This window comes from Streptomyces rishiriensis (assembly GCF_030815485.1).
Lineage (GTDB): Bacteria > Actinomycetota > Actinomycetes > Streptomycetales > Streptomycetaceae > Streptomyces > Streptomyces rishiriensis_A.
Window position 1 is genome coordinate 8,208,516 of sequence record NZ_JAUSWV010000002.1, and the last position, 25,393, is coordinate 8,233,908.

Below are 25,393 nucleotides of genomic sequence, written 5' to 3' on the forward strand. Positions count from 1 at the left end.
ACGTCATGCCCGGCAGTGCGGGACCTCAAAGGCGTCCGGCCCCCTGCCGCGGGCTACGCCACCGCGCTCATCGTGTCCGCCGGTCGGCGCCGGGAGGCGCGGGTCGCGGGGAGCGCGGCGAGCGCCAGGGCGCCCAGCAACGCCGCCGCGCCGAACGCGGACAGCGCGACGGCGGACGGAGCCTGCGCGATGCCGGCTCCGATGCCGCTGGACCGGCCCTGGGCGTCGATCAACCAGTGGGCGAGGGGGAGACCCAGTGCCATGGCGACGGCGATCGCGGCCCCTACGGAGCAACCCGTGGACGTGACGGTGATCGCGCTGATCTGCCGTGGTGACAGGCCGATCGCCTTGAAGGCCAGCAGGTCCCGTTCGCCCTCGCGCAGCGTGCCGCCGATCGAGGTCAGCAGATCGACGAGCCCGATGAGCGCGAGGACGCCGAGCAGGCCGACCACGACGCTGCGCAGGGGCGACAGACCGTCGGCGGGGTTCGTCACCGTGTGCACGTCCAGCCGGCCACCCCCGGCCGCGGCGGTCAGCTCCGCGGCGACGCGGTGCGGATCGGCGCCGTCCCGCAGCCGGACCTGGTACAGCGTCGGCCGCAGTCCCGCGTCGTTCTCCCGCAGGGTGTCGAGCGACGTGGAGACGACCCGTCCGGCGTTCTCCGGCTCGATGCTGCGCCCCACCAGGTGGAGGATCTGGGGCCGGCCGCTCACGGTCATCCGCACCCAGTCGCCCACCCGGACGTCCAGGAGGTCCAGCAGTCCCTGCCCGGCCACCGCCTCGTCGGAACCGCGCGCGGGGCGGCCCTCGGCCAGCGTGTAGGGGTACGGGTCCGTGCGGGTGCCGAGGCCGCGGAGGGCGATCGTCGCCGTCTGGCCCGGTACCAGCGCCGCGACCTCGACGCCCGGATAGGCGGCGGCGACCTCGGGACGCTGTTCCAGGAGCGTGCGGGTCGCGGCGTCGCTCAGGCCGTCGTCGGCACGGACGGTGAGCGCCGCGGCCAGCCCCATCTCCTCCGGACTGCGGTGGAAGCGGTCGATGGTCGTCCACGCGCTCATCGCCACCACGATCAGCGTCAGCGGCAACGCGAGGCGGGCGATCGTGGCCAGTGAGCGGGGTCGGCGCGTGAACGCCCGGTGCCAGCCGAGGACCATCGCGGGCGGCAGCCGCAGACCGAGCGCGCGGCGCGCCACGCCCGACAGACGCCCGCCGGCGGGGGCGGCGGTCCGGGGCACCGGAACCGGCGGCACCCGCCCCGCCCGCCAGGCCGCGAGCCCGGTGGTCGCCCCGATGAACAGCACCGCCCCCACCGGCACCGCGACGAGCGTCGCCGCGTGTCCCGGCAGTCCCTGCCACACCCCGACCGCGTCTCCCAGCCGCCCCGGCAGCCGGCTGCCCAGGGCCTGGGTGAGCGCCGCCGCGGCCGCGGCGCCCAGCAGCGCGTAGGCGAGATGCTGAAGCAGGAAGACCCGCATCACCTGGCCCGGAGTGAATCCGATCGCCTTGAGGATCGATATGTCCCGCAGATGACCCCGGATACGGGTGCCGATGGCCCCGTGCACGGCGAGCCCCGCCGCGACGAGCGCGCCCAGACCGAACAGGCCCAGTATCTGGCCGAGCAGCCGGTCGTCGCCCTGTGCCTCGGCCCGCGCCTGCTGCCAGGTGGAGACCTCCCGCACGGAGCCGGCGCCCAGCACGGTGACGGCGCGCTGGACGGCGTAGTCCGTGTCCCCGGGATCCGTCAGGCGCAGCCCGATCACCTGGCCGCGGTCGGAGCCGGCGCGCGGCACGGCGGACGGCAGCGCCCAGACCAGTCCCGGCCGCTCACCCTGGCGGTAGCGCGGCTCGGGGCTGTCGGCGACGCCGAGGACGCTCAGCGTCCCGGCGCCGCCGGGCAGGGTGAGCAGGTCCCCGGGCTCGGCCAGCAGCGCCCGGGCGAGGCTGCTCTCCAGCACCACACCGTCGGGCGCCGCCGGGTCGAGCCAGTCGCCGGAGACGAGCAGGGGACGTCCTACCGCGGGAAGTCCGGTGCTGCCGCGCAGCTCGACGGAGGCGCGGGCGCCGCGGGAGGCGACCGTGGTGGAAGCGGTGGGGTAGGGACCGGCGACGGACTCGACGCCGTCCAGCCCGGCGAGCCCGGCCGCCTCGGCCGAGGGGCCGGTGTGGATCGACACGTGTGCGCCCCGGGACTGGGTGAAGACCCGCTCCCAGGGGTTCGTCGCATATCCGAAGAGCGCCGACGCCAGCAGCAGGGAGGCGACGACCCCGACGGTGGCGAGCACGAGGAACAGTGCCTCGCCGCGATGCGTCCGCAGGTCCGAGTGCGCCCAGCGCAAGGTGGCTCGCACGGTCAGTCCTTCAGTTCCAGTACCGCGGATATCCCCTTGCCGGGGGACGGCGAGCCGTCGAGCGCCGCGTCGTCGGCGATCCGGCCGTCGAAGAAGCTGATCACCCGGTCCGCGGTGCTCGCCATACGCGCGTCATGGGTGACCAGGAGGATCGTCTGGCCGCGCTGGTGGAACCGGGACAGCAGCCGGGTCACCTCGCGGGTGCCCTTGCTGTCCAGGCTGCCGGCCGGCTCGTCCGCGAGGAGCAGGGGCGGATGGTTCACCAGGGCCCGGGCCAGGGCCACCCGCTGCTGCTCACCGCCGGACAGCTCGCCGGGCATGCTCCGCTCCTTGCCCGTCAGGCCCAGCTCGGCCAGCAGTTCCTGCCGCTCCGCGCGGGCCCGCTTGGGGGAGACCCCGGCCAGCAGCGCGGGCAGCTCGACGTTGTCGGCGACGGACAGGTTCGAGACCAGGTTGAAGAACTGGAAGACGACGCCGATCCGGCGCCGGCGCGCCACGGCCCACTGAGCTTCGCTGTAGTCGTCCGTGCACACGCCGTCCAGCCAGATGCTGCCGCTGTCGGGTCGCTGGAGGCCGCCGAGCAGATGCAGCAGCGTCGACTTCCCGGCGCCGGACGGGCCGGTGACGGCGACGAACTCGCCCTGCCGTACGCACAGGTCGACCCCCCGTACGGCATGGGCCGGCGCTCCTTCGCCGTGGTGGGTCTTCACGAGGTTCTCGGCCCGCAGCGCAGGAGTGGGGGTGTCCTTCACTCCGGCTCCTCCAGTTCTTCCTGGCAGCGCTCCAACCAGTCGAGGTCGGCCTGCAGATGCAGCATGGCGCCCTCGACGAGCAGCCGGGCCGTCCGGTTGTCGCGGTTCTCGCCCGTGACGAGCTTCGACAGGGTGCGCATGGTGTTCAGGTAGTGGCGTCGTTGCTTGTTGATCAGGGCGATCTGGTCGGCGAGTCCGGTCTGCGGGGCGAGCGCGAACTTCATGAAGAACTCGTCCCGCAACCGCGGTTCGTCCGAGGTCTCCTCGTACCAGACGCGCAGCGCTTCCTGCCCGGCGTCGGTGAGGTGGTAGATCTTCTTGTTGGGCCGACTCGACTGCTCGACCTCCTCGCCCTCGATCAGCCCCGTCTTCTCGAGGCGGCTCAGAGTCACGTAGATCTGGCCGATGTTCGGCTGAGGGTACGCGGCGCCCAGCAGCCGCTCAAGGTCCTGCTTGAGCTCGTAGCCGTGGGCCGGGCCGCGCGCCAGCAGGGCCAGGAGGGGCAGGCGCACTCGTGCTGTCCTCCTCGCAGCCTCGTATTGTGGTCCAGGCCCTAGTATCGCCCATACCTAACGGGTATACATAGCCTCTGACTCCGGGCGAGGGTGCCCGGCGCCGGTGTACTGGGAGGAACCTATGCGGTGGATACGTGCCGCCGGTAGGGGCCTCCTCGTTCTCGCCGTCGTCCTGGCCGGGTACGGCGCGTCCGGCGCCCGGGCGGCCGGCGGCCCGGAGGGCCGCGGACCGCTCACCCTCGCCACCGCCGGCGACCTCACCGGCTACCTGGGTCCGCTGCTCGAGGGCTGGAACCGCGCCCATCCCGGCGAGAAGGTCACCCTCGTCGAACTGCCGGACTCGGCGGACGAGACCCGCGCCCAGATGATCACCGATCTGCGCGGCGGCACACGCAGCCGGTTCGACGTCCTCAACATCGACGTCGCCTGGACCTCGGAGTTCGCCGCCGCCGGCTGGATCCGCCCGCTGCCGCGGGACCGCTTCCCGCTGGGCAGCTTCCTGCGGCCGGTCGTGGACACGGCGACGTACGACGGCCGGCTGTACGCCGTCCCGTACGTCACCAACGCCGGGTTGCTCCTCTACCGCAAGGACGTCCTCGCCGCGGAAGGCGTCCCACCGCCCCGCACCTGGGCCGAACTGGAACGGGCCGCGAAGACCGTCGCGCCCCGGCACGGACTCGACGGCTACGCGGGGCAGTTCCTGCCCTACGAGGGGCTCACCGTCAACGCGGCCGAGGCGGTGTACTCGGCGGGCGGCACGATCCTCGGCGACGAGGGCGATCGCGTGACCGTCGACTCGGCCGCCCGCGAGGGCATCGGGTTCCTCGCGCGCGGCGTCCGCGACGGATGGGTGCCGAGGAAGGCCCTGACCTACACCGAGGAGGAGTCCCGGCAGGCCTTCCAGGACGGGCACCTGCTCTTCCTGCGCAACTGGCCCTACGCCTACGTCAGCGCCTCCGCCGCGGGCTCCCCGCTCGCCGGCAGGGTCGGCGCCGTACCGCTGCCGGGACGCGACGGGCCGGGCACCAGCGTGCTCGGCGGCTCCAACCTGGCCGTCAACGCCCACGCCGAGCACGCCGACACCGCCGCGCGGCTGATCGCTCACCTCACCAGCGAGGGCGTCCAGCGTCAGGTGCTCACCCGGGGCGCGCTGCCGCCCGTACGCGCGGATCTGTACGAGGACCCGGAACTGGTGCGCCGGTTCCCGTACCTGCCGACCCTGCGCGCGAGCGTCCTGACGGCCGCACCGCGGCCCAAGAGCCCTCGTTACGACCAGGTCAGCATGGTGGTGCAGGCGGTCGTGCACGACGCGATGGCCGGGCGCTCGACGCCCGACGCGGCGGCGCGGCGGCTCGCCCGGGAGCTGGCGGACATCTCCCGCCGCGGCTGACTCCGCCCGATCGGCACGACCTCGCCTACTTACGTGTTAGGTAACGTCGGCGTATCAACCGAGGTCGATTTTTCATAGTAAGTCCATGTTCGCCTCCCCTGCCTGTCAGATGACTGCTGCCTGTTCGTTGACACCTCCGTGAAACGCCTACATAACATGCATGCATAACAGTCAGCCCGCACAGACAGGCCAACGGGTGAGCTTCCAGCACATCGACACGCGCATCGCCACGCACCACTGGTGGCGTGACGCAGTGATCTACCAGGTGTACGTCCGCAGCTTCCTGGACAGCACCGGCGACGGCGTCGGCGATCTCGCCGGGGTGCGCGCCGGACTGCCGTACCTGAAGAAGCTGGGCGTCGACGGCATCTGGCTGAGCCCCTTCTACCCCTCCCCGCAGGCCGACCACGGCTACGACGTCGCCGACTACTGCGACGTCGACCCGCTCTTCGGCGACCTCGCCGAGTTCGACCGGCTGGTGGCGGCCGCCCGGCGGCTGGGCGTCAAGGTGCTGCTCGACATCGTCCCCAACCACTGCTCCAGCGAGCACCCCTGGTTCCAGGAGGCGCTGGCGTCGGCGCCGGGCAGCGCCGCACGGGCCCGCTTCCACTTCGCCGACGGGCGAGGAGCGGACGGCGCCGAGCCGCCCAACAACTGGCACGCCATGTTCGGCGGGCCGGCCTGGAGCCGGGTGTCCGAGGCCGACGGCCGCCCGGGCCAGTGGTACCTGCACATGTTCACGCCGGAACAGCCCGACTGGAACTGGCGCGACGCCGAGGTCGGCGCGTACTTCGACCGTGCGCTGCGGTTCTGGCTGGACCGGGGCGTCGACGGTTTCCGCATCGATGTCGCCGCCGGCCTCTTCAAACACCCGGAGCTGCCCGACTCGCCGGACCCCGAGGCCGACGCCCGCACCCGCGACTCCGTCAACCCCCTCGCCTGGAACCAGCCCGAGGTGCACGACGTGTGGCGGCGCTGGCGGGCCGTGTGCGAGGAGTACACGGCGCACGACGGCCGCGAGCGGCTCCTGGTCGGCGAGGTCTCGGTCCCGACGGCCCGCGAACACGCGCTGTACGTCCGCCCCGACGAACTGCACCAGGCCTTCTTCTTCGACCTGCTGAGCGCCTCCTGGGACGCCGACGCCTTCCGCAAGGTCATCACCGAGGCCATGCAGGACATCGCGGGAACGGGGTCGACCGTCACCTGGGTCCTCAACAACCACGACCAGGTCCGCACGGTCACCCGGTACGGCGAGCCGGCCGTGGAAGGCAGCGGCCTCGGCGCCGCCCGCGCCCGCGCCGCCGCCCTGCTGTTGCTGGCGCTGCCCGGCGCCGCCTACATCTACCAGGGCGAGGAGCTGGGCCTGCCCGAGGTCGTCGACCTGCCCGACGACGTGCTCACCGACCCGATCTTCCGCCGCACCGGCAGCCGCGCCCGCATCCGCGACGGCTGCCGGGTACCGCTGCCGTGGTCCGGACAGGCCTCACCGTTCGGCTTCACCTCCGGCGTCGACGGCACCAAACCCTGGCTGCCGCAGCCCGAGTACTTCGCCGAGTACGCCACCGACCGCGCCCTCGCCGACACCCGCTCCTTCTGGCACCTGTACCGCGACGGCCTCCATCTGCGCGCCACTCTGCCGCAGCTGGGCGAGGGCACGCTGCGCTGGCTGGACGCCCAGCCCGGTGTCCTCGCCTTCGCCCGCGGCGACGGCCTGGTCTGCGCCGTCAACTTCGGAACGGCCCCCGCCCCGGCGCCCGTTCCCGGCATCCCCCTGCTGTCCAGCGGCCCCTGCCGGGCCGGGGAGCTCCCCGGTTCCACGGCCGCCTGGTGGATCGGTGACGACACCGACTCCTGAGCACACTCCACGCCCCTCCCGTCAGATCCCCTTCTCCGAACGGACATCAACGATGATGCGACGACGTACCCCCCTGCTCACCGGCTGCACCGCCCTCGTCCTGGCACTCGGCACGACCGCCTGCGGAGGAGGCGGGCCCGTCTCCGCGGGCGGCGGCGACAAGGCGCTGGGCGGCCAGACGGTCACCGTGGCCGGTGTCTGGTCCGGCGCCGAACAGAAGAACTTCCAGAAGGTGCTGGACGCGTTCACCGAGAAGACCGGCGCCAAGACCCAGTTCGTCTCCACCGGCGACAACGTCTCCACCGTCGTCGGCAGCAAGATCGAGGGCGGCAACGCCCCCGACGTGGTGATGGTCCCGCAGGTCGGAGTGCTCCAGCAGTTCGCCGGGAACGGCTGGCTCAAGCCCCTGTCGTCGGCCGCCCAGAAGTCCGTCGTCGCCGACTACGCGACCGTCTGGAAGGACTACGGCAGCGTCAAGGGCACCCTGTACGGCCTCTACTTCAAGGCCGCCCACAAGTCGACCGTCTGGTACAGCCCCGCGGCCCTCGAGCAGGCCGGCGTACAGCCGCCGAAGACGTACGACGAGATGCTGAAGGCCGGGCGGACCGTCTCCGACTCGGGCCTCGCCGCCTTCTCCGTGGCGGGCCAGGACGGCTGGACGCTCACCGACTGGTTCGAGAACGTCTATCTCTCCCAGGCCGGACCCGAGAAGTACGACGCCCTGGCCGCCCACGAACTGAAGTGGACCGACCGGAGCGTGGTCGACGCCCTCACCACACTCGGCAGGCTCTTCCAGGACAAGCAGCTCCTCGCGGGCGGCCGGAAGGGCGCCCTCAACACCGACTTCCCGGGCTCCGTCGAGAAGGTCTTCGGGCCCGAGCCCGAGGCGGGCATGGTCTACGAGGGCGACTTCGTCGCGGGCGTCGCCAAGGACCAGTTCGGCCGCAAGATCGGCGAGGACGCCGACTTCTTCGCGTTCCCGCCCGTCGGCTCCGGCGAGGCGCCGGTGGTCAGCGGCGGCGACGCGGCCGTCGTCCTCAAGGACGGCAAGAACACCGAGGCCGGCATGGCGCTCCTGGAGTACCTGGCCACCCCGGAGGCCGCAGCCGTATGGGCCGGGACGGGCGGTTTCCTCTCCCCGAACAAGAAGCTCGACCTCGCCTCCTACGGCGACGACGTCACCCGCACCACCGCCAAGTCGCTCATCGCCGCCGGGGACTCCGTCCGCTTCGACATGTCCGACCAGGCCCCGGCCGCGTTCGGCGGGACGAAGGGCGCCGGCGAGTGGAAGATCCTCCAGGACTTCCTGCGCGACCCGTCCGACCCGAAGGCCACCGCGGCCGAGCTGGAAACCGCCGCGGCCAAGGCCTACAAGGGCTGACGGCGATGACCGCCACGCTGACGCGGACGACCGCACCACCCGCCGCCGCGACCGTCGCCCGCAAGCGGCGGGCCCGGCGGCGGGGCAGGACCGTCGCCCTGCTCTTCGTCCTCCCCGCGCTGCTCCTGCTCGGCGCCCTCGTCGTCTACCCCGTGCTGTTCTCGGTCGGCCGCAGCTTCTTCGACGCCTCCGGCACCCGGTTCGTGGGCGGCGACAACTACACCGAGATGTTCCGCGACCCGGCCACCCTCAAAGCCGTACGCAACACCGCCGTCTGGGTGGTCGTGGCGCCGACCCTGCTGACCGGCCTGGGCCTGATCCTGGCCGTGCTCGTCGAGAAGGTCCGCTGGGCCACGGCCTTCAAACTGCTGCTCTTCATGCCCATGGCCGTCTCCTTCCTGGCCGCGGGCATCATCTTCCGGCTCGCCTACGACGAGGACCCCGACAAGGGCGTCCTGAACGCGGCGGCCGTCGGCGTCCACGACGCCTTCCAGGACACCGCCGGCTATCCGACCGCCCGCGCCCGTGAGGGCGAGGGCCTGACCCAGGGCGCCGACGGCTCGTACCGCACGGGCACGACCGTGTCGCCCGGCGACACGGTCGCTCTGGGCCTGGTCGGCGTGGCGCCCGGGGAACTCCCGGCAGACGCGGAACCGGCCGCCACGGCGGCCGCCCGTCCAGCGGGCTCCGATGAACTGCGGGGCGTCGTCTACCTGGACTTCACCCCCGGCGGAGGAGGCAAGCGGGGGGCGGTGGACCGCCAGGAGAGCGGGCTGCCGAAGGTGGAGGTCGAGGCGGTGCGCGAGGGGAGGACCGTCGCGAGCACCACCACCTCGGCCGACGGCTCCTTCCGTTTCCCCGGCCTGGAGGCCGGCTCGTACACCGTCGCCCTCCCCGCCTCTAACTTCGCCCAGCCCTACGACGGCGTCTCCTGGCTCGGGCCTGCACTGGTCACCCCGGCGATCATCGGCGCCTACCTGTGGATCTGGACCGGCTTCGCGATGGTGCTGATCGGGGCGGGCCTGTCCACCCTGCCGCGCGACACGCTCGAGGCGGCCCGGATGGACGGCGCCAACGAATGGCAGGTGTTCCGCCGGATCACCGTGCCGCTGCTGGCGCCCGTGCTGACGGTGGTCTTCGTGACGCTCGTCATCAACGTGATGAAGGTGTTCGACCTCGTCTACATCATCGCGCCCGGCCCGGTGCAGGAGGACGCCACCGTGCTGGCCACCCAGATGTGGCTGGTGTCCTTCGGCGGCGGCAACGACCAGGGGCTGGGCAGTGCCCTCGGCGTGCTGCTCCTGCTGCTGGTGATCCCCGCCATGGTCTTCAACGTCCGTCGTTTCCGAGGGAGTCAGCGATGAACCTCAGTGCGCTCCGGCGCGGGCTCGGCAGCAGCCTGGTGCAGGCCGTCCTGGTGGTCATCGGACTGCTCTGGCTCACCCCGCTGGCCGGACTGCTCGTGTCGTCCCTGCGGTCGGCGCAGGACACGGCCAAGGGCGGCTGGTGGACGGCGATCACCAGCCCGGGGCAGCTGTCGTTCGACAACTACACGTCGCTGCTCGGCAACGCCGGGATGACGCAGGCGTTCTGGAACACGGTGCTGATCTCGGTGCCGACGACGTTCCTGGTGGTGGCGATCGCCGCACTGGCGGGCTACGCCTTCGCCTGGCTGGAATTCCCCGGCCGTGACGCGCTCTTCCTGCTCGTCGTCGCGCTCCTGGTGGTGCCGGTACAGATCGGCCTGCTGCCCGTGGCCAAACTCTTCGGCCAACTGGGGCTGTTCGGCACGATTCCCGGCGTCGTCCTCTTCCACGTCTCCTACGGCCTGCCGTTCGCGATCTTCCTGCTGCGGAACTACTTCGCCGAGATACCGCGGGAGATGCTGGAGGCGGCCCGCATGGACGGGGGCAACGAGTGGCGCATCTTCACCCGGCTGGTGCTGCCGGTGGGACGGCCCGCCCTGGCGAGCCTGGCCATCTTCCAGTTCCTGTGGGTGTGGAACGACATGCTGGTGGCGCTGCTGTTCGCCGACAGCTCGTCGCAGCCTCTGACCGTCGAACTTCAGTCGCAGATACGGCAGTTCGGCAGCAACATCGACGTGCTCGCGCCGGGTGCCTTCCTGTCCCTGATCGTGCCGGTGGCCGTGTTCTTCGCCTTCCAGCGGCACTTCGTGCAGGGGGTCATGGCCGGGTCCGTGAAGTAGGTCCCGGTCACCACCTGCTGGCGCCGACCGTACGGGGGACTCGTCGCATCGCACGCGGAGACGTCCCCCGTAACGGCGCCGCCCACCGGCGGACTCGTGCCGTGAGTGATGTGTCGACGGCTCGGTGACATGAGGTCGGCGGGAAGGGGCACACGCGGTGGAATGCAGGGAAACCAGACGTATGCGATGAGCGACGCGCACGGCCGGCCCGGATCGCAGGAAGTCGCCCCGCCACGGCGGGCCGAGGGAAGGCACCGGCGCACCGGACGACGGTGGGGACGGTGGCACCGCAGGCTGCTGGCCTACCGCGACGTCGAGTTGCTGCCGTCCTCTTCCTTGGAGGGCCGCGCGGGCGAGGAGTGTCTGCTCCTCGTGCACATCCGCAAGGTGATCGGGCGGGTCACCTACCGAGCGTGCGACGAGTGTGCCGAGGGCGTGATCACCGACGTTGTCCTGGACGAACCGTTCCGGAGCTGCGGGTTGGGCACCAGAGCGCTGTCGCACCTGCGTTCCCGGCACCCCGACGTCACCTGGCGCACCACCCTCGACACCCGCCTCACCCGGGATCTGCTGCGCCGGATGCGCATCCCCCGGGCGGTCGCGGGAGGGAACTGCTCCCACGGCCGGCCCGACGGCATCGCCGCCGCCGGTATGTGAGCGGTCGCCGACGGACCCGCCTCACCGCGCAGTCGTACAGGTGTTTGGCCGTGGGCCGTTGGGCAACCCGCACAGAGAGCCTGCGTCGCGGCGAGGACAGCGCCGAAGGAACCAGGCCGAGACGGAGCCCGAGGGGGTCGGTCGTCATGACCGTCGCGACACAGCAGGGCGGCGGGGGCGGTTCCAGCGGCCTCTACGACGTTCTGGAACTGATTCTCGACCGCGGGCTGGTGATCGACGCCTTCGTGCGCGTCTCCGTCGTCGGCATCGAAATCCTCAAGATCGACATACGGATCGTCGTCGCCAGCGTCGACACCTACCTGCGCTTCGCCGAGGCGTGCAACCGTCTCGACCTGGAGTCGGGCCCGCGTAAACCGGCCGGACTCATGGAACTCACGGAGAAGATCACCGAGTCCGGCGCCCGCGGCAAGACCAAGGGGGCGTTGTCCGGGGCCGCGGAAACGATCTTCAGTGCCTATCAGCAGGCCCGGGACGAGGGCCGGCGGCGTCGGGGCACACCGCCCGCACGCTGAAGCGGTGCCCAGAGACCCTGTCACGACGTCGGCTTCCCGACGCAGTGCCCGATGGCCCGCCCGCCCGGCCGAACAGGGCAGCCCAGAAATCACTACGCCCGCGCTCGCCCGGTCCGATACGGTCGCGAGGTCGTTTTCGCTGCCGGCGGCCATGACGTTCGCGTGCGGCCGTGCTGCCGGTTCCCCAGGCCGAGAGCAGGTTCCCGTCCATGGCGTGTCGTATCAGTGAGCTCGTGCTCGGTTGTCGCGATCCGGAGGCCCTGGCACGCTTCTGGTGCGCGGTCCTGGACTTCGTCGTGCTCGGTCGCGAGGACGACGGCTCCATGGAGATCGGCCCGCGCGAAGGGTTCGGCGGTCCGCAGCCGACGATCTTCCTCAGCCGCAGGGACGAGCCCGAGAAGGGGGCGACCCGGCTGCACATCGACGTCAGCGCCACCGACCGCGACCAGGACGCCGAGCTCGGACGACTTCTCGAGCTCGGTGCCCGTCCGGCCGACGTCGGCCAGACGGGGAACGAGTCGTGGCACGTCCTGGCCGACCCCGAAGGCAACGAGTTCTGTCTGCTCAAGGCCCGGATCAAGACACTCTGACGCAGCAGGCGAGGTTCTCCGGCGGACGGTTCGCCGACCGGGAAGAATCCGAACACCGGCAGGTGCATGCTCTGAGGATGGCGGGGTAGACGCGGCCACATCAGCTCGTACGCAGGGCACCGGCAGGGTGGGGAGATCACAGATGACAGCGACGATCGCGCAGACGGACAAGGATCTGGCGACAGGGAGACTGCCGGAGATCCCCGAACCGGGAAAGATGGCGCCCAAGGACGCCCGCACCCTGTCCAAGCTGTTCTTCGCGAAGCTGGCAGTGCTCGAGGAAGGCACGCCCGAGCACCAGTACGCGCGCAACACCCTGATCGAGATGAACATGTCCCTGGTCCGCTTCGCGGCCGGCCGGTTCCGCAACCGGGGCGGCGCGGACGGGATGGAGGACATCGTCCAGGTCGGCGTCATCGGGCTGATCAAGGCCATCGACCGGTTCGAGATATCCCGGGAGGTGGAGTTCACCTCCTTCGCCATCCCGTACATCGTTGGCGAGATCAAGCGTTTCTTCCGGGACACCTCCTGGTCCGTACACGTGCCGCGCCGCCTGCAGGAGGCGCGCGTGCAACTGGCGAAGGCCACCGAGGAGCTCCAGAGCCGTATGGGCCGGACTCCCACGGTCAAGGAGCTGGCGGAACTGATGGACCTGACCGAGGAGGAGGTCATCGAGGCCCGGCTCGCCTCCAACGGCTACAACTCCGCCTCGCTGGACGCCACCATCGGGGGCGGCCCCGACGGCGAGACAGCACTGGCGGACTTCATCGGGTGCGACGACGCGGCCATGGAACTGGTGGAGGACTTCCACGCGCTGGCGCCCCTGCTTGCCCAGCTCGACGAGCGTGAACGGAGCATCCTCCACTGGCGGTTCGTCGAAGAGCTGACCCAGGCACAGATCGGCGAACGGCTCGGCTGCTCGCAGATGCACGTGTCCCGCCTGCTGTCCGGCACCCTGAAGCGCCTGCGCAAGGGCATGCTCACCACCCAGTGAAGCGCGCACGGAACCGACACCCGTGGAACCCACACCCGTGGAACCAGCACCCAGGGAACCGACACCCGTGGCCCGGGCATGTATGCAGAGAGGACATGTGGTGAGCCAACACGGTGCCGCGCTCCCGCCTATCGACGCGCATCTGGAGATCCTGCTGCGGCTGGTCGACGCGCAGCCCGAGGCCACCCTCAAGATCTGCCTGACCACGCCCGGTGGGATCGTCGCGGGGAACCTGGTCGGATCCCGCGCCTGGGCCGACCGGTGGGAGGACGTGGTGTCGACGGCCACCGGGGCGGAAGACACGGCCGACCACATGGCACACCTGGCGCACACCGTCCGGGCCGCCGTGAAGGAGGCCGCGTCCGAGCCGGGAACGGGCGACGGGCTGCACGCCTTCATCCACCTCGTCGACGTGACGTTCCTGTCCGTGCCCGGGACCGCGACCGCTCCGCTGTGGCGTGGACGGCTGGGCGACGTCTCCGGCTGGGCCCTGGGGGCTCCTGCCGACCCGCCGGTCTCGTGAAGACCGCTGGTGACCTGATGGCACCTCAGCACCCCGCACACCGTGACGGCGACCGGCCCGGCCGGTTCACCCGCCTGGCCGAACACGCCTCGAACTTCACCAGCTCGCCCGCCTTCTTCGGTGTGTGCCTCGTCCTGGTGGCCGCCGCGATCACCGCGCACGCGCTGAAGTTGCCCACGCCGTGGCTCCTGCTGGTGGGCGAGGCGATGTCCGCCGTCTCGCTGCTGCTCCTGGCCCTGCTCAAGAACTCCGAACGGCGGGCCGAGCACGCCATCCAGCGCAAGCTCGACGCCATCGCCGCCGCACTGCTGGAGATCCAGCGGAAGGAACCGGGAGCGGCGAGCGAGGAACTCCGCCAGGCCATCCGGATGGAGAAGCAGACCTGACCCCGGCCGGTTCCGGCTGCCGGCCCACCGGGGGCGCCGGCTCGGGCTAGGGCTCGGGGGGACCCGCTTCGGCGTGGTGGTCGCGAGCCTGTCGATGCCCGCGAACCCGAAGAAGCAGGCGGAGGCGAGGGCGAGTGGCCGACGCGCCGACCCGCCTGCTGGTCGTGCGGGCGAGCGCGCCCGTTCCCGGCGACGCGGTCGGCACGCCGTTTCTCGATGCCGGCAGCCCGATCGGACGGGCGGCATCGCACCGCACCCCGGCGCGGTCGCGGCCTACCGCTCACTGCACGGCCGAGCCACTGGGACCCCCGCCTGCCGGGCAGGCGGGAGGGCCCGTCCGGCGGATCGTGCCGGACGGGCCCGAGGTCCCGAGGAGGGCTCAGCGCTTGAGCGTGAAGGTGAAGTCGCCGGAGAGCCTGCCGCTCAGCCGGACCGCCGAAACGAGGCTCCCCTCCGTGATCAGTCGCCCGACCTCGGCCCGCGAGAGGCCGCACCCTTCGGCGATCAGCCGTACCGGCCGGACAGGGATCCGCGCCGCGAAGCGGACCGAGACGTCGATCACCTCCTGATCCAGGTGATCCGAGCCGCCGGTGTCGAGGCGCCAGGCGTCGCCCCAGTCGAGGGCGATGCGGTTACGGCGCCGCAGAACCGGGTCCAGAAGCAACTCGGCCGCCAGGCCGGGGTCGTTGCCGTGCATCCGGTCCAGCAGTTCAGGTCGTACGGAGCGCACGTTCATCCGCTCCAGGACCGTGAGCTTCGCCGTGTCCCCGCAAGCGGTGCAGAGCACGAGGAGCCAGGCATCGAGGAGCTTGTGGTTCGCGTTGACGCGAAATTTACCGTTCGCCCGGAAGCGGCCGGACGAGCACGCGGGGCAACGGCGGAGAACCGCCGGCAGGCAGGTGGGCATGACCACCCAGTTTTCGAACACAGAAGTACACCGGTTCCAGTGAGAAGACCGCAGCAGAAAGGAGCGCGGCACGCAGATGCGCGACGCGCGACACACAGCGCTCGGGAGGTCTCACACGGTGTACAACGGCACGTCCTTGCCTCGGCAGCTCGGTTCGGCAGCAAGGTAGCGGCTCGCAGCGGCGTCGCTCCACCGGTTTTTCCGGCGCGCGCCGTCGGGCTCAACGCCGGTAGGGAGTGGTTCCGTTCTCTGGTCCACAGCATTGACCAGGCAAAATGAGCCCACCAGGTGAGGTTGCGGAGACTCGGGGAAGAAGTTGCGGCAACCGATAGGAGGTTGTCGTGAAGGGTGGAGACCTGGAACTGGGCGAGTTGCTCACCGCCGCGGAGGCGGCGCCGCCCGGTGAGTCCGTCGACGTCGTGGCGCACGATCTGCAGAAGCGGTTCGGTGCGGAGCGTGTGTCCTTCCTGTTCGTCGACCTCATCGGTCAGCGTCTGGTGCGGCTTGCCGCGTTCGGCGGCGAGGCCCCGGACGATGACGAGCCGATAGACCTGCACGGCAGCGTCTACGACGACGTTCTGCGGAGTCAGCGCCAGCTGGTGGAACCGGACGGCCAGGGCGGACGGCGCGTCATCACACCGGTCACCAACCGCGGTGACTGCATCGGCGTCCTGGAAGCGACCCTCCAGTCCGCCGACGACACCGTGCTGCAGCAGGTCCGCGACGCGGCACACGCACTGGCCTACATCATCGTCACGGACCGTCGCTTCACCGATCTGTACCACCTGGGCCGGCGCACCACCGAGACCAGCCTGGCCGCGGAGATCCAGCACCAGCTGCTTCCCTCGGCGCCCTGCTGCGAGGCGGCCCAGTTCACCCTCGCCGCCGGGCTGGTCCCGGCGGACGACATCGGCGGCGACACGTACGACTACACCCTCGACCGTGACACCCTGCACCTGTCCATCACCGACGCCATGGGCCACGACACGAACTCGGCCCTGCTGGCCACCCTGCTGGTCGGCGCGCTGCGCCGGGCGCGCCGCAGCGGCTGCGACGCCCTCAAGCAGGCCCACCATGCCCACGAGGCCATGCTCAGCCACAATCGCGGCCTGGCCACGGGGCAGCTGATCTGCGTCAAGCTCGAAACAGGCCTGTGCGAGCTGGTCAACGCCGGCCACCCGCGTCCGCTGCGGCTGCGCGACGGCACCGTCGAGGAGGTCAGACTCTCCGCCAACCTGCCCTTCGGAGTGGCGGCACCCACCGCCTACCGCGTACAGGAACTGCAATTGCTTCCCGGAGACCGCCTGGTCCTGCTCACCGACGGAATGCAGGACCGCGGTGCCGCCGCCGTCGACCTGGCCTCGGTCATCTACGACACCCGCGCACTGCACCCGCGTGAAGCCGTCCGCAGCCTTACCGCCGCGGTGCTCGACGCCTGCCACGACAACCTCAAGGACGACGCCACGGTCCTGATACTGGACTGGCACGGCAAACGCCGACCGGAGCAGACCGGGCCCGACGCACGGGGATGAGCGGCCAGTGACCCGGTCCGTCCGGGCACGTCCCGTTGTCAGCGCGGTGCGCTTCACCGGCCGCCATGGAGCTCACCCGGACGACCGCCGACGACCTGCCGGCCCAGCTCGGCCCGGAGGACGGCTCCATGTATCTGCCCGGCGGTCTGGACCCGCAGGTTCTGACCGACCTGCTCGACAACAGGTACGGCGCCCGCGCACCCTGGTCCTCGACGGTTTCACCGATCCGACGATCGACGACCGCTCGGGCGCGGCTCTCCTCATGCCCTTCGAGGGCCGTGCCGTGAAGACGCGGGCGGGGGCGTACGGGGACCAGTGGGTCGGCACGGGTACGGCGCGGGACGCCGAAGGGGTCGAGCGGCCGGTGCTGGTGGTCGCAGACAGGAAGGTCCCGGAACCCGTGGCGGCCGGTTCGGACGCCGAGGAGGGCGTCGACTGGATGGAGCGGCTGATACGGCCGGGCGGCGCCGGTTCACCGGGAGCGCGGGTGGCCTTGCGCGGTACGCGGGACGGCGCGGTCACGCCGACCGCAGCTGCCCCTGGGACGGAGCGGGACGCCGGTTTCGGCGTCCCCGAGCTCACGGGTCGGTACAGCTAGCGGGGCGCGTCGCGGGCCGTCGGCTGTGAGGCCCGCGCCACGACGAACAGGAACAGCCCGCAGGCCGCCACGAGCAGCCATCCTGGACGCGACGCGGCGGCGAGGCCGCTGGGGCCGGCGCCCGCGACGAGGGCGCCGGCGAGGGCGATGCCGACCGCCGCACCGACCTGGCGCGCGGTGGAGGTGATCGCCCCTGCCACGCCGGCCCGGGCGAGCGGGAGACCGCTGACCGCCGTGTTGGTGAGGGGGGCGTTGGCGAAGCCGAACCCGACGCCGATCAGCAGGTGGGCGAGAAGGATCAGCGGCACGCTGGTGTCCTGGCCCAGGTTCATCAGGCTCAGACCGCCGGCCGCGGTGAAGGCGCCGGCGAGGACGAGCGGGCGTCGCGGTCCGAGGCGCCCGACCAGGGCGCCGGACCAGGGCGCGCAGACGGTGGCCCCGAGTGCCATGGGCAGGGTCGCGGCACCGCTCGCGAGCGGTGTCCAGCCGCGGGTGTGCTGGAGGTAGAGCGTACTGAGCAGCAGGGTCATGTTCAGCGCGACGAAGACCGCCACGGCGCCGAGAACGGCCGTGGCGAACGGCGGCCGGCGGAAGAGGGCGAGATCCATCAGGGGTTCGCCGCGGCGCCGCTCGGCCAGGACGAACCCTGCCGTCGCCGCCGCGATCAGGGTGCAGCCGGTGAGCGCGGCGGGCGAGGTCCAGCCGATGCCGGGTCCGTCTATGAGAACGCCGACGACGAGGCCGAGGATCACGGTGAGGAGCGCTTGGCCGGGCAGGTCGAGGGGCCGGGCGCGCTGTGCCCGGGACTCCGGCACGAACATGGCGACCAGCACGAGGGCGGCGACGACGACGGGAGCGTTGATCCAGAACACCGAACGCCAGCCGAACGCGGCGATGAGCGCGCCGCCGGTGACCGGGCCCACGGCCATGCTGAGCCCGAAGACCGACGCCCACACGCCGATCGCCCGGGCCCGTTCCCGCGGGTCGGGCATCGCGTTCACCACGATCGCCAGGGCCACCGGACTCAGCATGGAGGCACCGACCCCCTGGACGGCCCGGGCGGCCACGAGCGCGCCGAGCGACGGGGCGAGGGCGCAGGCGAGGGAGGCCATGCCGAAGACGAGCAGTCCGCACCGGAAGACGCGGCGGCGTCCGAAGCGGTCCGCCAGCGAGCCCGAGACGATGAGCAGACTGGCCAGGACCACGGTGTAGGCGTTGACGACCCACTCCAGACCGCGGGTGTCCACGTCGAGGCCGTACCCGATCTCGGGCAGGCCCACGTTGACGATGGTGGTGTCCACACCCACCAGGAACATACTGAGCGCGCAGACGACCAGCACCGTCCAGCGCCGGCGCGCGCTCAGCGGGGAGGGTGGAGAGGCCAGGGTTGTGGTGAGCACGGGAGGTCCCCCTTCTACGGGATCGGCTGCCGCCCAGGCTCGGGCCGAGTGGGGCTTCGGACCCAGGAACTTTGCGAACACCGCAAAATGGCCGCATGGACGCCGAACTCGCGGAACTCCTCGACAGCATCGGGCCCCGGCTGCGCGCCCTGCGGCGCGACCGCGGCCTCACCCTCGAATCCCTCGCGAAGGACACCGGAATCTCCGTGAGCACCCTGTCGCGTCTCGAGTCGGGGCTGCGGCGTCCGACGCTCGACCTGCTGATCCCGCTCGCCCGCGCCCACCGCGTCGCGCTGGACCAGCTGGTGACGGCTCCGGCGACCGGTGATCCGCGGGTCCATCTGAAGCCTCGAAGCCGGGAGCGCGGCAGTGTCCTCGTCCCGCTGACGCAGCACCCGGGCCGGGTCCAGGTCTTCAAGCAGGTGCTCGCGCACCGCGAACCGAGACTGGTGACCCACTCCGGGTACGAATGGCTCTACGTGCTCGCCGGCCGGCTCCGCCTCATTCTCGGGGAGCGCGAGATCACTCTCCGGCCGGGGGAGGTGGCCGAGTTCGACACCGCTGAACCCCACTGGTTCGGCCCCGCCGACACCGAAGCGGTGGAAATCCTGCACCTGTTCGGCCCCCACGGCGACCAGGCCGTCGTCCGCACCGGCCCGACGGCGAACGGCTGGTGAGGCGAGACGTCCGACGGACGGCCGCCGAGAGGGCGGACCCGGACCACAGGAGCCCGGCAGGGCGATGAGTCCCGGCGTGATCGTCGGTCTGCATCCCCGACAGGCGATCGACCGCAATCGAGGAGAGCGTCATGACCGCCACCTACACCTTCGACGTCTTTTCCAGCCTCGACGGCTTCGGCGCCGCCGGCGGCGACTGGACCGGCTACTGGGGCAAGCAGGGCCCCGAGCTGCTCGACCACCGCCTCGCCCTCTACCGCGACGAGCAGCGGATGGTCTTCGGGGCCAACACGTACCGGGCGTTCGCGCGCATGCTGGCCTCCGGTACCGAGGAGTCCGAAGTGCGTGACCCATGGGTCACGCGGATGAGGAGCCTGCCGGCCACGGTGGTGTCGACCACGCTGGAAGGACCCCTCGACTGGCCGGACGCGAACGTCGTGCGCGGCGACGCCGTCGACGTCGTCGCCCGGCTCAAGGAAGAGTCCGCGGTACCGCTGCGCTCCCATGGCAGCCTGTCGATGAACCGGGCGCTGATGGCCGCCGGTCTGGTCGACCGCGTCCAGGTGACGCTCTTCCCCGTGATCACCGGTCGCACCGGGCTGGATCCGGTCTTCCGGGGGGCGTCCGACTTCGACCTCGAGCTGATCGAGCACCGGACGCTCGACAGCCATGTCCAAGAGCTCGTCTACCGGCCCACCCCGCACGTCTGAGCCACGCCGTCAGGGCAGGATCGAGTCGACGTAGCCGCCGTCGACCCGCAGTGCTCCGCCCGTCGTGGCCGAGGCCTGGTCGGAGCTGAGGTAGACGACCATGTGGGCGATCTCCTCGGGCTCGATCAGCCGTTGCAGGAGGGACTGCGGCCGGTGCTGCCGCATGAATGCGCGCTGAGCCTCGTCCCAGGGGAGGTCGCGGTCGACGAGTTCGTAGACGAAGTCCTCGACGCCGCCGGTGTGCGTGGGGCCGGCGATGACCGAGTTGACCGTCACCCCCGTGCCCGCCGCCTGCTTCGCGAAGCCGCGGCCGACGGCGAGGAGCGCGGTCTTGGACATGCCGTAGTGGATCATCTCGGCCGGGATGACGACCGCCGAGTCACTGGCGATGTACTGGATCCGGCCCCAACCGCGCTCCGTCATGCCCGGAAGGTACAGCCGGGTCAGCCGTACCGCGGCCAGCACGTTCACCTCGAAGTAGCGCCGCCACTCCTCGTCGCTGATCTCCAGCGGGTCGGCGGAGCCGAAGATGCCGAGGTTGTTGACGAGGACGTCCACCTCCGGCAGTGTCTCCAGGACCCGCCGTGCGCCCTCCTCGTTCGCCACGTCGGCGGCCACGGGCACGAAGGAGGCGCCGGGCACCTCCGCCGACAGCCGCGCCACACCCTCCGCGACCCGCTGCTCGTCCCGGCCGTTCACCCCTACACGGGCGCCGGAGCGCGCGAGCCCGGCGGCGATGGCCGCGCCGATGCCCTGCGTCGAGCCCGTGACCAGAGCCGTGCGTCCCGTCAGATCGATCTGCATGGGGAACCAGTCCTTCGTGCGTCTGTCCGTCCGTCCCGCTGCCGTTGCGTCTGCCGTCAGCCTGGCGGCAGGGTGATCGGCTCGCCACTCCGGCCGATACCGACGGCACCGGCTGCGCCTGCCCACTCGCCGACGGGGGACACCCACCTCCTGTCGTGCGCACGGTCCGGAGGCGGGGCGCACGACCTGTCGGTCAACGCGTCCCGGACATCTCCCGGCCGGGCCGTCCGGTCGCGCGACTGGCCCCGCTCACCCGAAGAACCTCAGGTCAACCGGGGGAGGAGCCGTCGAGTCGAGTCGTCCGGCGCCGTCATGTCGCGTCTCTCGGCGAGGAGTTTGCGAACTCTGCTGATCGAACACTGTTCGGCTTGATCGAAACTCTCGTATAGTGACGCCCGGTTGATCACCCACTGCAAACTTCTGTGCACTATCTGCCCCTTAGGACAACACAAGGGTCGCGTTCCCGAGCGGCCACCCGAGGACCTGAGCGATGACCGCGCCCGCCCCTTCCGGCGACCGATCCACCATTCGTTCGCTGCTTCCCCTGCCCCTGCTGACCGCGGCCCTGTCCGCGCTCGCCGTGCTGTGGACCGTCACGTCCGTACCGAAGTCGGCGCAGACCCTCGTGGGCTGCGGTGGCGCCGCCGCCGCGGTTCTGCTGTGCGTGGCCGTCACCGTCGCCGTGCACGCGCGGCGCACCGGGCTCGCCGTACGCGCCGCGCTGCGGACGGCGACCGCCGAGGCCGAGCGGTCCGCCCAGGAGCGCGACCTCCAGGCGGAGCGATGGCGCCGCGAGCACCAGCGGCACACCGACGCCACCGCACACGAACGGGCCCGGCTCGCCGAGGAGTTCACCAGGGAACGCGCCGTGCGCGCCCAGGAGGCCGAGGCCGAACGGGCCCGGCTCGCGGCCGAGGTGCGCAGGCTCTCCGAGCAGCTCGACCGCGCCCTCGGCGACCGCGACACCGCGATCGCCGCGACCGCCAACGCCGCGGCCCGGATGCAGGCACTGGCCACCGGCACACTGGCCGACCTGCGGGCCATGGAGGAACGGCACAGCGACGAGGACGTCCTCGCCGACCTGCTGCACCTGGACCACCGCACGGCCCAGGCCGGCCGTCTCGCCGACTCCGTCGCCGTCCTCACCGGCGCGCGTTCGGGCCGCCGCTGGGCGCGTCCCATCTCGATGGAGTCCGTTCTGCGCGGTGCCATGGGCCGGATCAGCGGTTACCAGCGCATCCGCCTGCACTCCGTCAGTGACACCGCGGTGGCCGGACACGCGGCGGAGGGCGTGATGCACGCGCTTGCCGAAGTGCTGGACAACGCGGCCAACTTCTCGCCTCCCAACGCCGAGGTGCACGTCTACGTCGAGGAAGTACCGGCGGGAGCCATCGTCTCGGTGGAGGACAGCGGGCTCGTCATGAGCGACGTCCAGCTGCGCCGCGCGGAACGGGCCGTCTCCGGCGACGCGGGCGGACTCGGCGGGCTCACCGGTACCCGGCTCGGCCTCGCCGTGGTGGGACGCCTCTCGCGCAAGCACGGCATGAAGGTGTCCTTCCGGCCGTCCGCGCGCGGCGGCACCGGGGTCCTCATCCTCATCCCCCAGGACATCCTCACCACGGCGCCGTCCCCCGTGCGACGCCCGGCGGACCCGCCCGCGCGCAGCGCCCCGACGCGCGCCCCGCAGCCGGACCTCGGTGCGCCCGCGCCCGCCGACGCGCCCCCGCAGCAGACCGAGGCCCAGGAGAGCGGCGCCGACGCCGCACGGACAGGCGACGAGCTGCCCAAGCGCCGGCGCGGCCGCACCCTGGCCGCCGCCGAGAGCGCACGCGCCGCCGCCCAGAGCGTCGAGCGCCGTACCGACCCGCCCGAGGACATCCGCACGCGCGCCAACCGCTTCGGCGCCTTCCGCCAGGCGGTGCGCGCCGCCGGCGCGGCGGAGCGCACGGGCGGGCACCCGCTGCCGACCGTCCCCGACGACCCGCACTCCACGCCGTCCCCGCAGACCGAGACGGCTCCCGGCAGTCCCACCCCCTCGCACCCGGAAGGCGACACCACCTCATGACCGGCACGACCACCGCCGACGAGAAGCTCACCTGGCTCATAGAAGGGCTCCTCGAGCGCACCCCGGGCGCCCGGCACGCCCTCGTGCTCTCCCGCGACGGGCTGAAGCTCTGCCGTACCCCGGAACTGACGGTCGACCAGGCCGACCAGCTCGCCGCCATCGCCGCCGGCATCCAGTCGCTGTCGCACGGCGCCTCGGTCGAGTTCGGCGACGGCAGCGGAGGCGTACGTTCCTCGATGACCGAGTTCTACGGCGGAACGCTGTTCATCGTGGAGGCCGGCGAAGGCGCGCACCTGGCCGTGGTCACCACCGAGGAGGCCGAACCCGGACTCGTCGGGCACAACATGAGCGAGCTGGTGGAACAGCTCGGCGAACACCTGACGGCCCCGCCCCGCACGGCGTGAAGCGCCCGGGCAGGGACGACGCCCCCGACCGGCTCTACACCCTCACCGGGGGCCGCAGCCGTTCGGGGCCCGACAGTCCCTTCGACCTCGTGACGCTGGTGGTGGCCGAGAGCGACCCCACCGTCGGCATGCAGTCCGAGCACGCGGCGGTCCTCAGGCTGGCGCAGGCGCCCACCGCCGTGGTGGAGGTCGCCGCCGAACTGGGGCTTCCCGTGAGCATCACCAAGATCCTTCTCTCCGACCTGCTCGCCGCCGGCCGGGTCAGCGCCCGCCACCCCCGCAACTCCGCCCTTCCCGATCCCGACGTCTTGGAGCAGGTGCTCGTTGGACTCCGCAACCTCTGACGTGCGCACCCCCCTGGGTGCCACCGCCGACAACGGTCTGAAGATCGTGGTCGTGGGCGGCTTCGGCGTCGGAAAGACGACCATGGTCCGTTCGGTCAGCGAGATCCGTCCCCTCAACACCGAGGAGACGATGACGAGGGCCGGCGAGACGGTCGACGACACCAGCGAGATCCGCGGGAAGACCGCGACCACCGTGGCCTTCGACTTCGGCCGGATCACCCTCGACGAGCGCAACGTGCTGTACCTCTTCGGCGCGCCCGGCCAGGAGCGCTTCTGGTTCCTCTGGGACCGGCTGTTCTCCGGCACCCTCGGCGCGGTCGTCCTGGTGGACACCCGGCGCATCGGCGACTCCTGGTACGCGATCGACCGTCTGGAGCGCCACGGCACGCCGTTCATCGTCGCCTGCAACGACTTCGGCGGCGCCCGCCACGCGCACGAGGACGTCCGCGAGGCTCTCGACCTCGATCCGCAGGTGCCCCTGATCGACTGCGACGCCCGTACCCGGGAGTCCAGCAAGCAGGTCCTCATCACGCTGGTCCAGCACATCCAGAGCCGGTACGCCGGGCAGCGGGACCACGCCGCCGCTTCATCACGGGAGTTCGTGTGAGCACCGACGCCGTTCCGCTCAGCGGTCCGCGCTTCCAGACCGAACCCTCCCGGCTGTACCGGGAGATGCGTGCGCAGCACGGCGCCGTCGCCCCCGTCCTGCTGGACGGCGACGTCCCGGCCTGGCTCGTCCTCGGCTACCGCGAACTGCACCAGGTCACGGGCGACCCGGTCCTGTTCAGCCGTGACTCGGAGCTGTGGAACCAGTGGGACACCATTCCCGGGGACTGGCCCCTGCTGCCGATGATCGGCCGCAAGCAGCCGTCGATCCTCTACACGGTCGGTGAGCGGCACCGCGAGCGGGCCGCCATGATCAGCAACGCGCTGGAGGCCAGCGACCCCACCCGGCTGCGCCGCCACGCCGAGCGGTTCGCCGACGAACTGATCGACGCGCTGTGCACCGAGGGAACGGCCGATCTCGTCGGCCAGTACGCCATGCTGCTGCCCGTTCGCGTCCTGGCGCAGTTGTACGGCTTCTCCGACGAGGACGGACCGGGCCTGGTCACCGCGTTGAACGACATGATCGACGGCCGGGAGCGCGCCCTCGCCGGTCAGAGCCATCTGGCCCGCTCCATGGGCGAGTTGCTGGCCGCCCGCCGGGCCGCACCCGCCGACGACGTGGTCTCCCGCATGCTGGCCGACCCCCGGTGGTTTCACCGACGAGGAGATCGCCCAGGACCTCATGGTGATGATGGCGGCCGGACACCAGCCCACCGCCGACTGGATCGGCAACTCGCTGCGGCTGATGCTCACCGACGGTCGTTTCGCCGCGTCGCTCTTCGGTGGCCGCAACAGCGTCGCGGAGGCGATGAACGAGGTGCTCTGGGAGGACACGCCGACCCAGAACGTCGCCGGCCGCTGGGCGTCGCGCGACACCCACCTCGGCGGGCAGCACATCCGGGCCGGCGACCTGCTCCTCCTCGGCCTGCAGGCAGCGAACTCCGACCCTCAGGTGCGTCCGGTCGGAGACGACCTCACCGGCGGCAACAACGCCCACTTCTCCTTCGGCCACGGTGAGCACCGCTGCCCGTTCCCGGCCCAGGAGGTCGCCGAGGTGATCGCCCGGACAGGGATCGAGGTCGTCCTCGACCGGCTGCCCGACATCGATCTCGACGTCCCGGCCGACCTCCTGACCCGCCGCCCGTCGCCCTGGCTGCGCGGGCTGACGGAACTGCCCGTGCGGTTCACACCCACCCCTGCCCTGGGAGGCAACTGA

General features: G+C 71.6%; 26 protein-coding genes and 1 pseudogene. 21 read left to right on the forward strand and 6 right to left on the reverse strand.

Annotation, left to right across the window (positions count from 1 at the left end):
* Nucleotides 1-53: 53 nt before the first annotated feature.
* From QF030_RS38680 to QF030_RS38690, 3 genes are read right to left on the reverse strand one after another with little or no spacing between them, the layout of a single operon-like run.
* Complete coding sequence (locus QF030_RS38680; RefSeq protein ID WP_307167229.1) at nt 54-2,348, reverse strand: ABC transporter permease; 2,295 nt, start codon at nt 2,346-2,348, stop codon at nt 54-56.
* A 2-nt stretch (nt 2,349-2,350) separates the two neighbouring features.
* Complete coding sequence (locus QF030_RS38685; RefSeq protein ID WP_307167230.1) at nt 2,351-3,100, reverse strand: ABC transporter ATP-binding protein; 750 nt, start codon at nt 3,098-3,100, stop codon at nt 2,351-2,353.
* Complete coding sequence (locus tag QF030_RS38690; RefSeq protein WP_307167231.1) at nt 3,097-3,612, reverse strand: PadR family transcriptional regulator; 516 nt, start codon at nt 3,610-3,612, stop codon at nt 3,097-3,099. Before QF030_RS38690 ends, QF030_RS38685 begins: the two co-directional genes overlap by 4 nt.
* 124 nt (nt 3,613-3,736) lie before the next feature.
* Here QF030_RS38690 and QF030_RS38695 point away from each other — a divergent pair, with 124 nt between their 5' ends.
* The 11 genes from QF030_RS38695 to QF030_RS38745 all read left to right on the forward strand — a co-directional run bounded on the left by QF030_RS38695 (nt 3,737) and on the right by QF030_RS38745 (nt 14,130).
* Nucleotides 3,737-5,005 (forward strand): ABC transporter substrate-binding protein, encoded by a 1,269-nt coding sequence (locus tag QF030_RS38695; RefSeq protein WP_307167232.1) that lies wholly within the window; start codon nt 3,737-3,739, stop codon nt 5,003-5,005.
* Nucleotides 5,006-5,165: 160 nt separating this feature from the next.
* Complete coding sequence (locus QF030_RS38700; RefSeq protein ID WP_373428871.1) at nt 5,166-6,860, forward strand: glycoside hydrolase family 13 protein; 1,695 nt, start codon at nt 5,166-5,168, stop codon at nt 6,858-6,860.
* 52 nt (nt 6,861-6,912) lie between these two features.
* The gene (locus tag QF030_RS38705; protein WP_307167233.1) at nt 6,913-8,241 is read left to right on the forward strand and encodes an ABC transporter substrate-binding protein; all 1,329 of its coding nucleotides are present in this window, start codon (nt 6,913-6,915) and stop codon (nt 8,239-8,241) included.
* Between the two features lie 5 nt (nt 8,242-8,246).
* On the forward strand, nt 8,247-9,605 hold the full coding sequence (locus QF030_RS38710; protein WP_307167234.1) for an ABC transporter permease subunit: 1,359 nt from the start codon (nt 8,247-8,249) through the stop codon (nt 9,603-9,605).
* The gene (locus QF030_RS38715; RefSeq protein WP_307167235.1) at nt 9,602-10,447 is read left to right on the forward strand and encodes a carbohydrate ABC transporter permease; all 846 of its coding nucleotides are present in this window, start codon (nt 9,602-9,604) and stop codon (nt 10,445-10,447) included. Before QF030_RS38710 ends, QF030_RS38715 begins: the two co-directional genes overlap by 4 nt.
* A 186-nt stretch (nt 10,448-10,633) precedes the next feature.
* Entirely contained in the window at nt 10,634-11,104 is a 471-nt protein-coding gene (locus QF030_RS38720) for a GNAT family N-acetyltransferase (RefSeq protein ID WP_307167236.1), read from the forward strand.
* Between the two features lie 146 nt (nt 11,105-11,250).
* Complete coding sequence (locus QF030_RS38725) at nt 11,251-11,637, forward strand: gas vesicle structural protein GvpA (RefSeq protein ID WP_307167237.1); 387 nt, start codon at nt 11,251-11,253, stop codon at nt 11,635-11,637.
* 209 nt (nt 11,638-11,846) lie between these two features.
* Nucleotides 11,847-12,227, forward strand: coding sequence for a VOC family protein (locus QF030_RS38730; protein WP_307167238.1), 381 nt, complete (start codon nt 11,847-11,849; stop codon nt 12,225-12,227).
* A gap of 142 nt (nt 12,228-12,369) precedes the next feature.
* Nucleotides 12,370-13,221 carry an RNA polymerase sigma factor SigF gene (locus QF030_RS38735; protein ID WP_307167239.1) on the forward strand — a complete coding sequence of 284 codons (852 nt, stop codon included), beginning with the start codon at nt 12,370-12,372 and terminating at the stop codon, nt 13,219-13,221.
* Between the two features lie 100 nt (nt 13,222-13,321).
* Complete coding sequence (locus tag QF030_RS38740) at nt 13,322-13,744, forward strand: hypothetical protein (protein WP_307167240.1); 423 nt, start codon at nt 13,322-13,324, stop codon at nt 13,742-13,744.
* A 17-nt stretch (nt 13,745-13,761) separates the two neighbouring features.
* The gene (locus QF030_RS38745) at nt 13,762-14,130 is read left to right on the forward strand and encodes a low affinity iron permease family protein (RefSeq protein WP_307167241.1); all 369 of its coding nucleotides are present in this window, start codon (nt 13,762-13,764) and stop codon (nt 14,128-14,130) included.
* Nucleotides 14,131-14,509: 379 nt separating this feature from the next.
* Here the strand turns inward: QF030_RS38745 and QF030_RS38750 are convergent, their stop codons facing one another.
* Nucleotides 14,510-15,037 carry a DUF1062 domain-containing protein gene (locus tag QF030_RS38750; protein ID WP_307167242.1) on the reverse strand — a complete coding sequence of 176 codons (528 nt, stop codon included), beginning with the start codon at nt 15,035-15,037 and terminating at the stop codon, nt 14,510-14,512.
* A 341-nt stretch (nt 15,038-15,378) separates the two neighbouring features.
* On the opposite strand from QF030_RS38750, the gene QF030_RS38755 reads away from it, so the two are divergent.
* The 3 genes from QF030_RS38755 (at nt 15,379) to QF030_RS38765 (ending at nt 17,167) form a co-directional block, all read left to right on the forward strand.
* Nucleotides 15,379-16,569 (forward strand): PP2C family protein-serine/threonine phosphatase, encoded by a 1,191-nt coding sequence (locus QF030_RS38755; RefSeq protein ID WP_307167243.1) that lies wholly within the window; start codon nt 15,379-15,381, stop codon nt 16,567-16,569.
* 65 nt (nt 16,570-16,634) lie between these two features.
* A complete protein-coding gene (locus tag QF030_RS38760) occupies nt 16,635-16,856 on the forward strand; it encodes a hypothetical protein (protein WP_307167244.1) in 222 nt (73 codons plus the stop codon).
* Entirely contained in the window at nt 16,832-17,167 is a 336-nt protein-coding gene (locus tag QF030_RS38765) for a hypothetical protein (protein WP_307167245.1), read from the forward strand. The genes QF030_RS38760 and QF030_RS38765 overlap by 25 nt, the downstream gene beginning before the upstream one ends.
* On the opposite strand, the gene QF030_RS38770 is transcribed toward QF030_RS38765, so the two are convergent.
* Nucleotides 17,164-18,567 (reverse strand): MFS transporter, encoded by a 1,404-nt coding sequence (locus QF030_RS38770; protein WP_307167246.1) that lies wholly within the window; start codon nt 18,565-18,567, stop codon nt 17,164-17,166. The two genes, QF030_RS38765 and QF030_RS38770, sit on opposite strands and share 4 nt — an antisense overlap.
* 95 nt (nt 18,568-18,662) lie before the next feature.
* Here QF030_RS38770 and QF030_RS38775 point away from each other — a divergent pair, with 95 nt between their 5' ends.
* Nucleotides 18,663-19,244: a helix-turn-helix domain-containing protein gene (locus QF030_RS38775; protein ID WP_307167247.1), complete on the forward strand. Its 582-nt coding sequence runs from the start codon at nt 18,663-18,665 to the stop codon at nt 19,242-19,244.
* A gap of 131 nt (nt 19,245-19,375) precedes the next feature.
* Nucleotides 19,376-19,954, forward strand: coding sequence for a dihydrofolate reductase family protein (locus QF030_RS38780; protein ID WP_307167248.1), 579 nt, complete (start codon nt 19,376-19,378; stop codon nt 19,952-19,954).
* Nucleotides 19,955-19,963: 9 nt separating this feature from the next.
* Here QF030_RS38780 and QF030_RS38785 read toward each other — a convergent pair whose 3' ends face one another.
* Nucleotides 19,964-20,758 carry an SDR family NAD(P)-dependent oxidoreductase gene (locus QF030_RS38785; RefSeq protein ID WP_307167249.1) on the reverse strand — a complete coding sequence of 265 codons (795 nt, stop codon included), beginning with the start codon at nt 20,756-20,758 and terminating at the stop codon, nt 19,964-19,966.
* Between the two features lie 490 nt (nt 20,759-21,248).
* On the opposite strand from QF030_RS38785, the gene QF030_RS38790 reads away from it, so the two are divergent.
* From QF030_RS38790 to QF030_RS38810, 5 genes and pseudogenes are all read left to right on the forward strand, one after another.
* Nucleotides 21,249-22,823 (forward strand): ATP-binding protein, encoded by a 1,575-nt coding sequence (locus QF030_RS38790; RefSeq protein ID WP_307167250.1) that lies wholly within the window; start codon nt 21,249-21,251, stop codon nt 22,821-22,823.
* Nucleotides 22,820-23,227, forward strand: coding sequence for a roadblock/LC7 domain-containing protein (locus tag QF030_RS38795; RefSeq protein ID WP_020126464.1), 408 nt, complete (start codon nt 22,820-22,822; stop codon nt 23,225-23,227). The genes QF030_RS38790 and QF030_RS38795 overlap by 4 nt, the downstream gene beginning before the upstream one ends.
* Nucleotides 23,224-23,571 (forward strand): DUF742 domain-containing protein, encoded by a 348-nt coding sequence (locus tag QF030_RS38800; protein ID WP_307167251.1) that lies wholly within the window; start codon nt 23,224-23,226, stop codon nt 23,569-23,571. Before QF030_RS38795 ends, QF030_RS38800 begins: the two co-directional genes overlap by 4 nt.
* Complete coding sequence (locus QF030_RS38805) at nt 23,552-24,178, forward strand: GTP-binding protein (protein WP_373428872.1); 627 nt, start codon at nt 23,552-23,554, stop codon at nt 24,176-24,178. The genes QF030_RS38800 and QF030_RS38805 overlap by 20 nt, the downstream gene beginning before the upstream one ends.
* Nucleotides 24,175-25,393, forward strand: a pseudogene (locus QF030_RS38810) (cytochrome P450). The gene QF030_RS38805 and the pseudogene QF030_RS38810 overlap by 4 nt, the downstream one beginning before the upstream one ends.

Excerpts from the sequence above, each read along its gene's own strand:
- QF030_RS38695 (WP_307167232.1), top strand. The coding sequence starts at position 3,737 with ATGCGGTGGATACGTGCCGCCGGTAGGGGCCTCCTCGTTCTCGCCGTC.
- QF030_RS38700 (WP_373428871.1), top strand. The coding sequence starts at position 5,166 with ATGCATAACAGTCAGCCCGCACAGACAGGCCAACGGGTGAGCTTCCAG.
- QF030_RS38705 (WP_307167233.1), top strand. The coding sequence starts at position 6,913 with ATGATGCGACGACGTACCCCCCTGCTCACCGGCTGCACCGCCCTCGTC.
- QF030_RS38710 (WP_307167234.1), top strand. The coding sequence starts at position 8,247 with ATGACCGCCACGCTGACGCGGACGACCGCACCACCCGCCGCCGCGACC.
- QF030_RS38715 (WP_307167235.1), top strand. The coding sequence starts at position 9,602 with ATGAACCTCAGTGCGCTCCGGCGCGGGCTCGGCAGCAGCCTGGTGCAG.
- QF030_RS38720 (WP_307167236.1), top strand. The coding sequence starts at position 10,634 with ATGAGCGACGCGCACGGCCGGCCCGGATCGCAGGAAGTCGCCCCGCCA.
- QF030_RS38725 (WP_307167237.1), top strand. The coding sequence starts at position 11,251 with ATGACCGTCGCGACACAGCAGGGCGGCGGGGGCGGTTCCAGCGGCCTC.
- QF030_RS38730 (WP_307167238.1), top strand. The coding sequence starts at position 11,847 with ATGGCGTGTCGTATCAGTGAGCTCGTGCTCGGTTGTCGCGATCCGGAG.
- QF030_RS38735 (WP_307167239.1), top strand. The coding sequence starts at position 12,370 with ATGACAGCGACGATCGCGCAGACGGACAAGGATCTGGCGACAGGGAGA.
- QF030_RS38745 (WP_307167241.1), top strand. The coding sequence starts at position 13,762 with ATGGCACCTCAGCACCCCGCACACCGTGACGGCGACCGGCCCGGCCGG.
- QF030_RS38750 (WP_307167242.1), bottom strand. The coding sequence starts at position 15,037 with ATGCCCACCTGCCTGCCGGCGGTTCTCCGCCGTTGCCCCGCGTGCTCG.
- QF030_RS38760 (WP_307167244.1), top strand. The coding sequence starts at position 16,635 with ATGGAGCTCACCCGGACGACCGCCGACGACCTGCCGGCCCAGCTCGGC.
- QF030_RS38765 (WP_307167245.1), top strand. The coding sequence starts at position 16,832 with ATGCCCTTCGAGGGCCGTGCCGTGAAGACGCGGGCGGGGGCGTACGGG.
- QF030_RS38775 (WP_307167247.1), top strand. The coding sequence starts at position 18,663 with ATGGACGCCGAACTCGCGGAACTCCTCGACAGCATCGGGCCCCGGCTG.
- QF030_RS38780 (WP_307167248.1), top strand. The coding sequence starts at position 19,376 with ATGACCGCCACCTACACCTTCGACGTCTTTTCCAGCCTCGACGGCTTC.
- QF030_RS38785 (WP_307167249.1), bottom strand. The coding sequence starts at position 20,758 with ATGCAGATCGATCTGACGGGACGCACGGCTCTGGTCACGGGCTCGACG.
- QF030_RS38790 (WP_307167250.1), top strand. The coding sequence starts at position 21,249 with ATGACCGCGCCCGCCCCTTCCGGCGACCGATCCACCATTCGTTCGCTG.
- QF030_RS38795 (WP_020126464.1), top strand. The coding sequence starts at position 22,820 with ATGACCGGCACGACCACCGCCGACGAGAAGCTCACCTGGCTCATAGAA.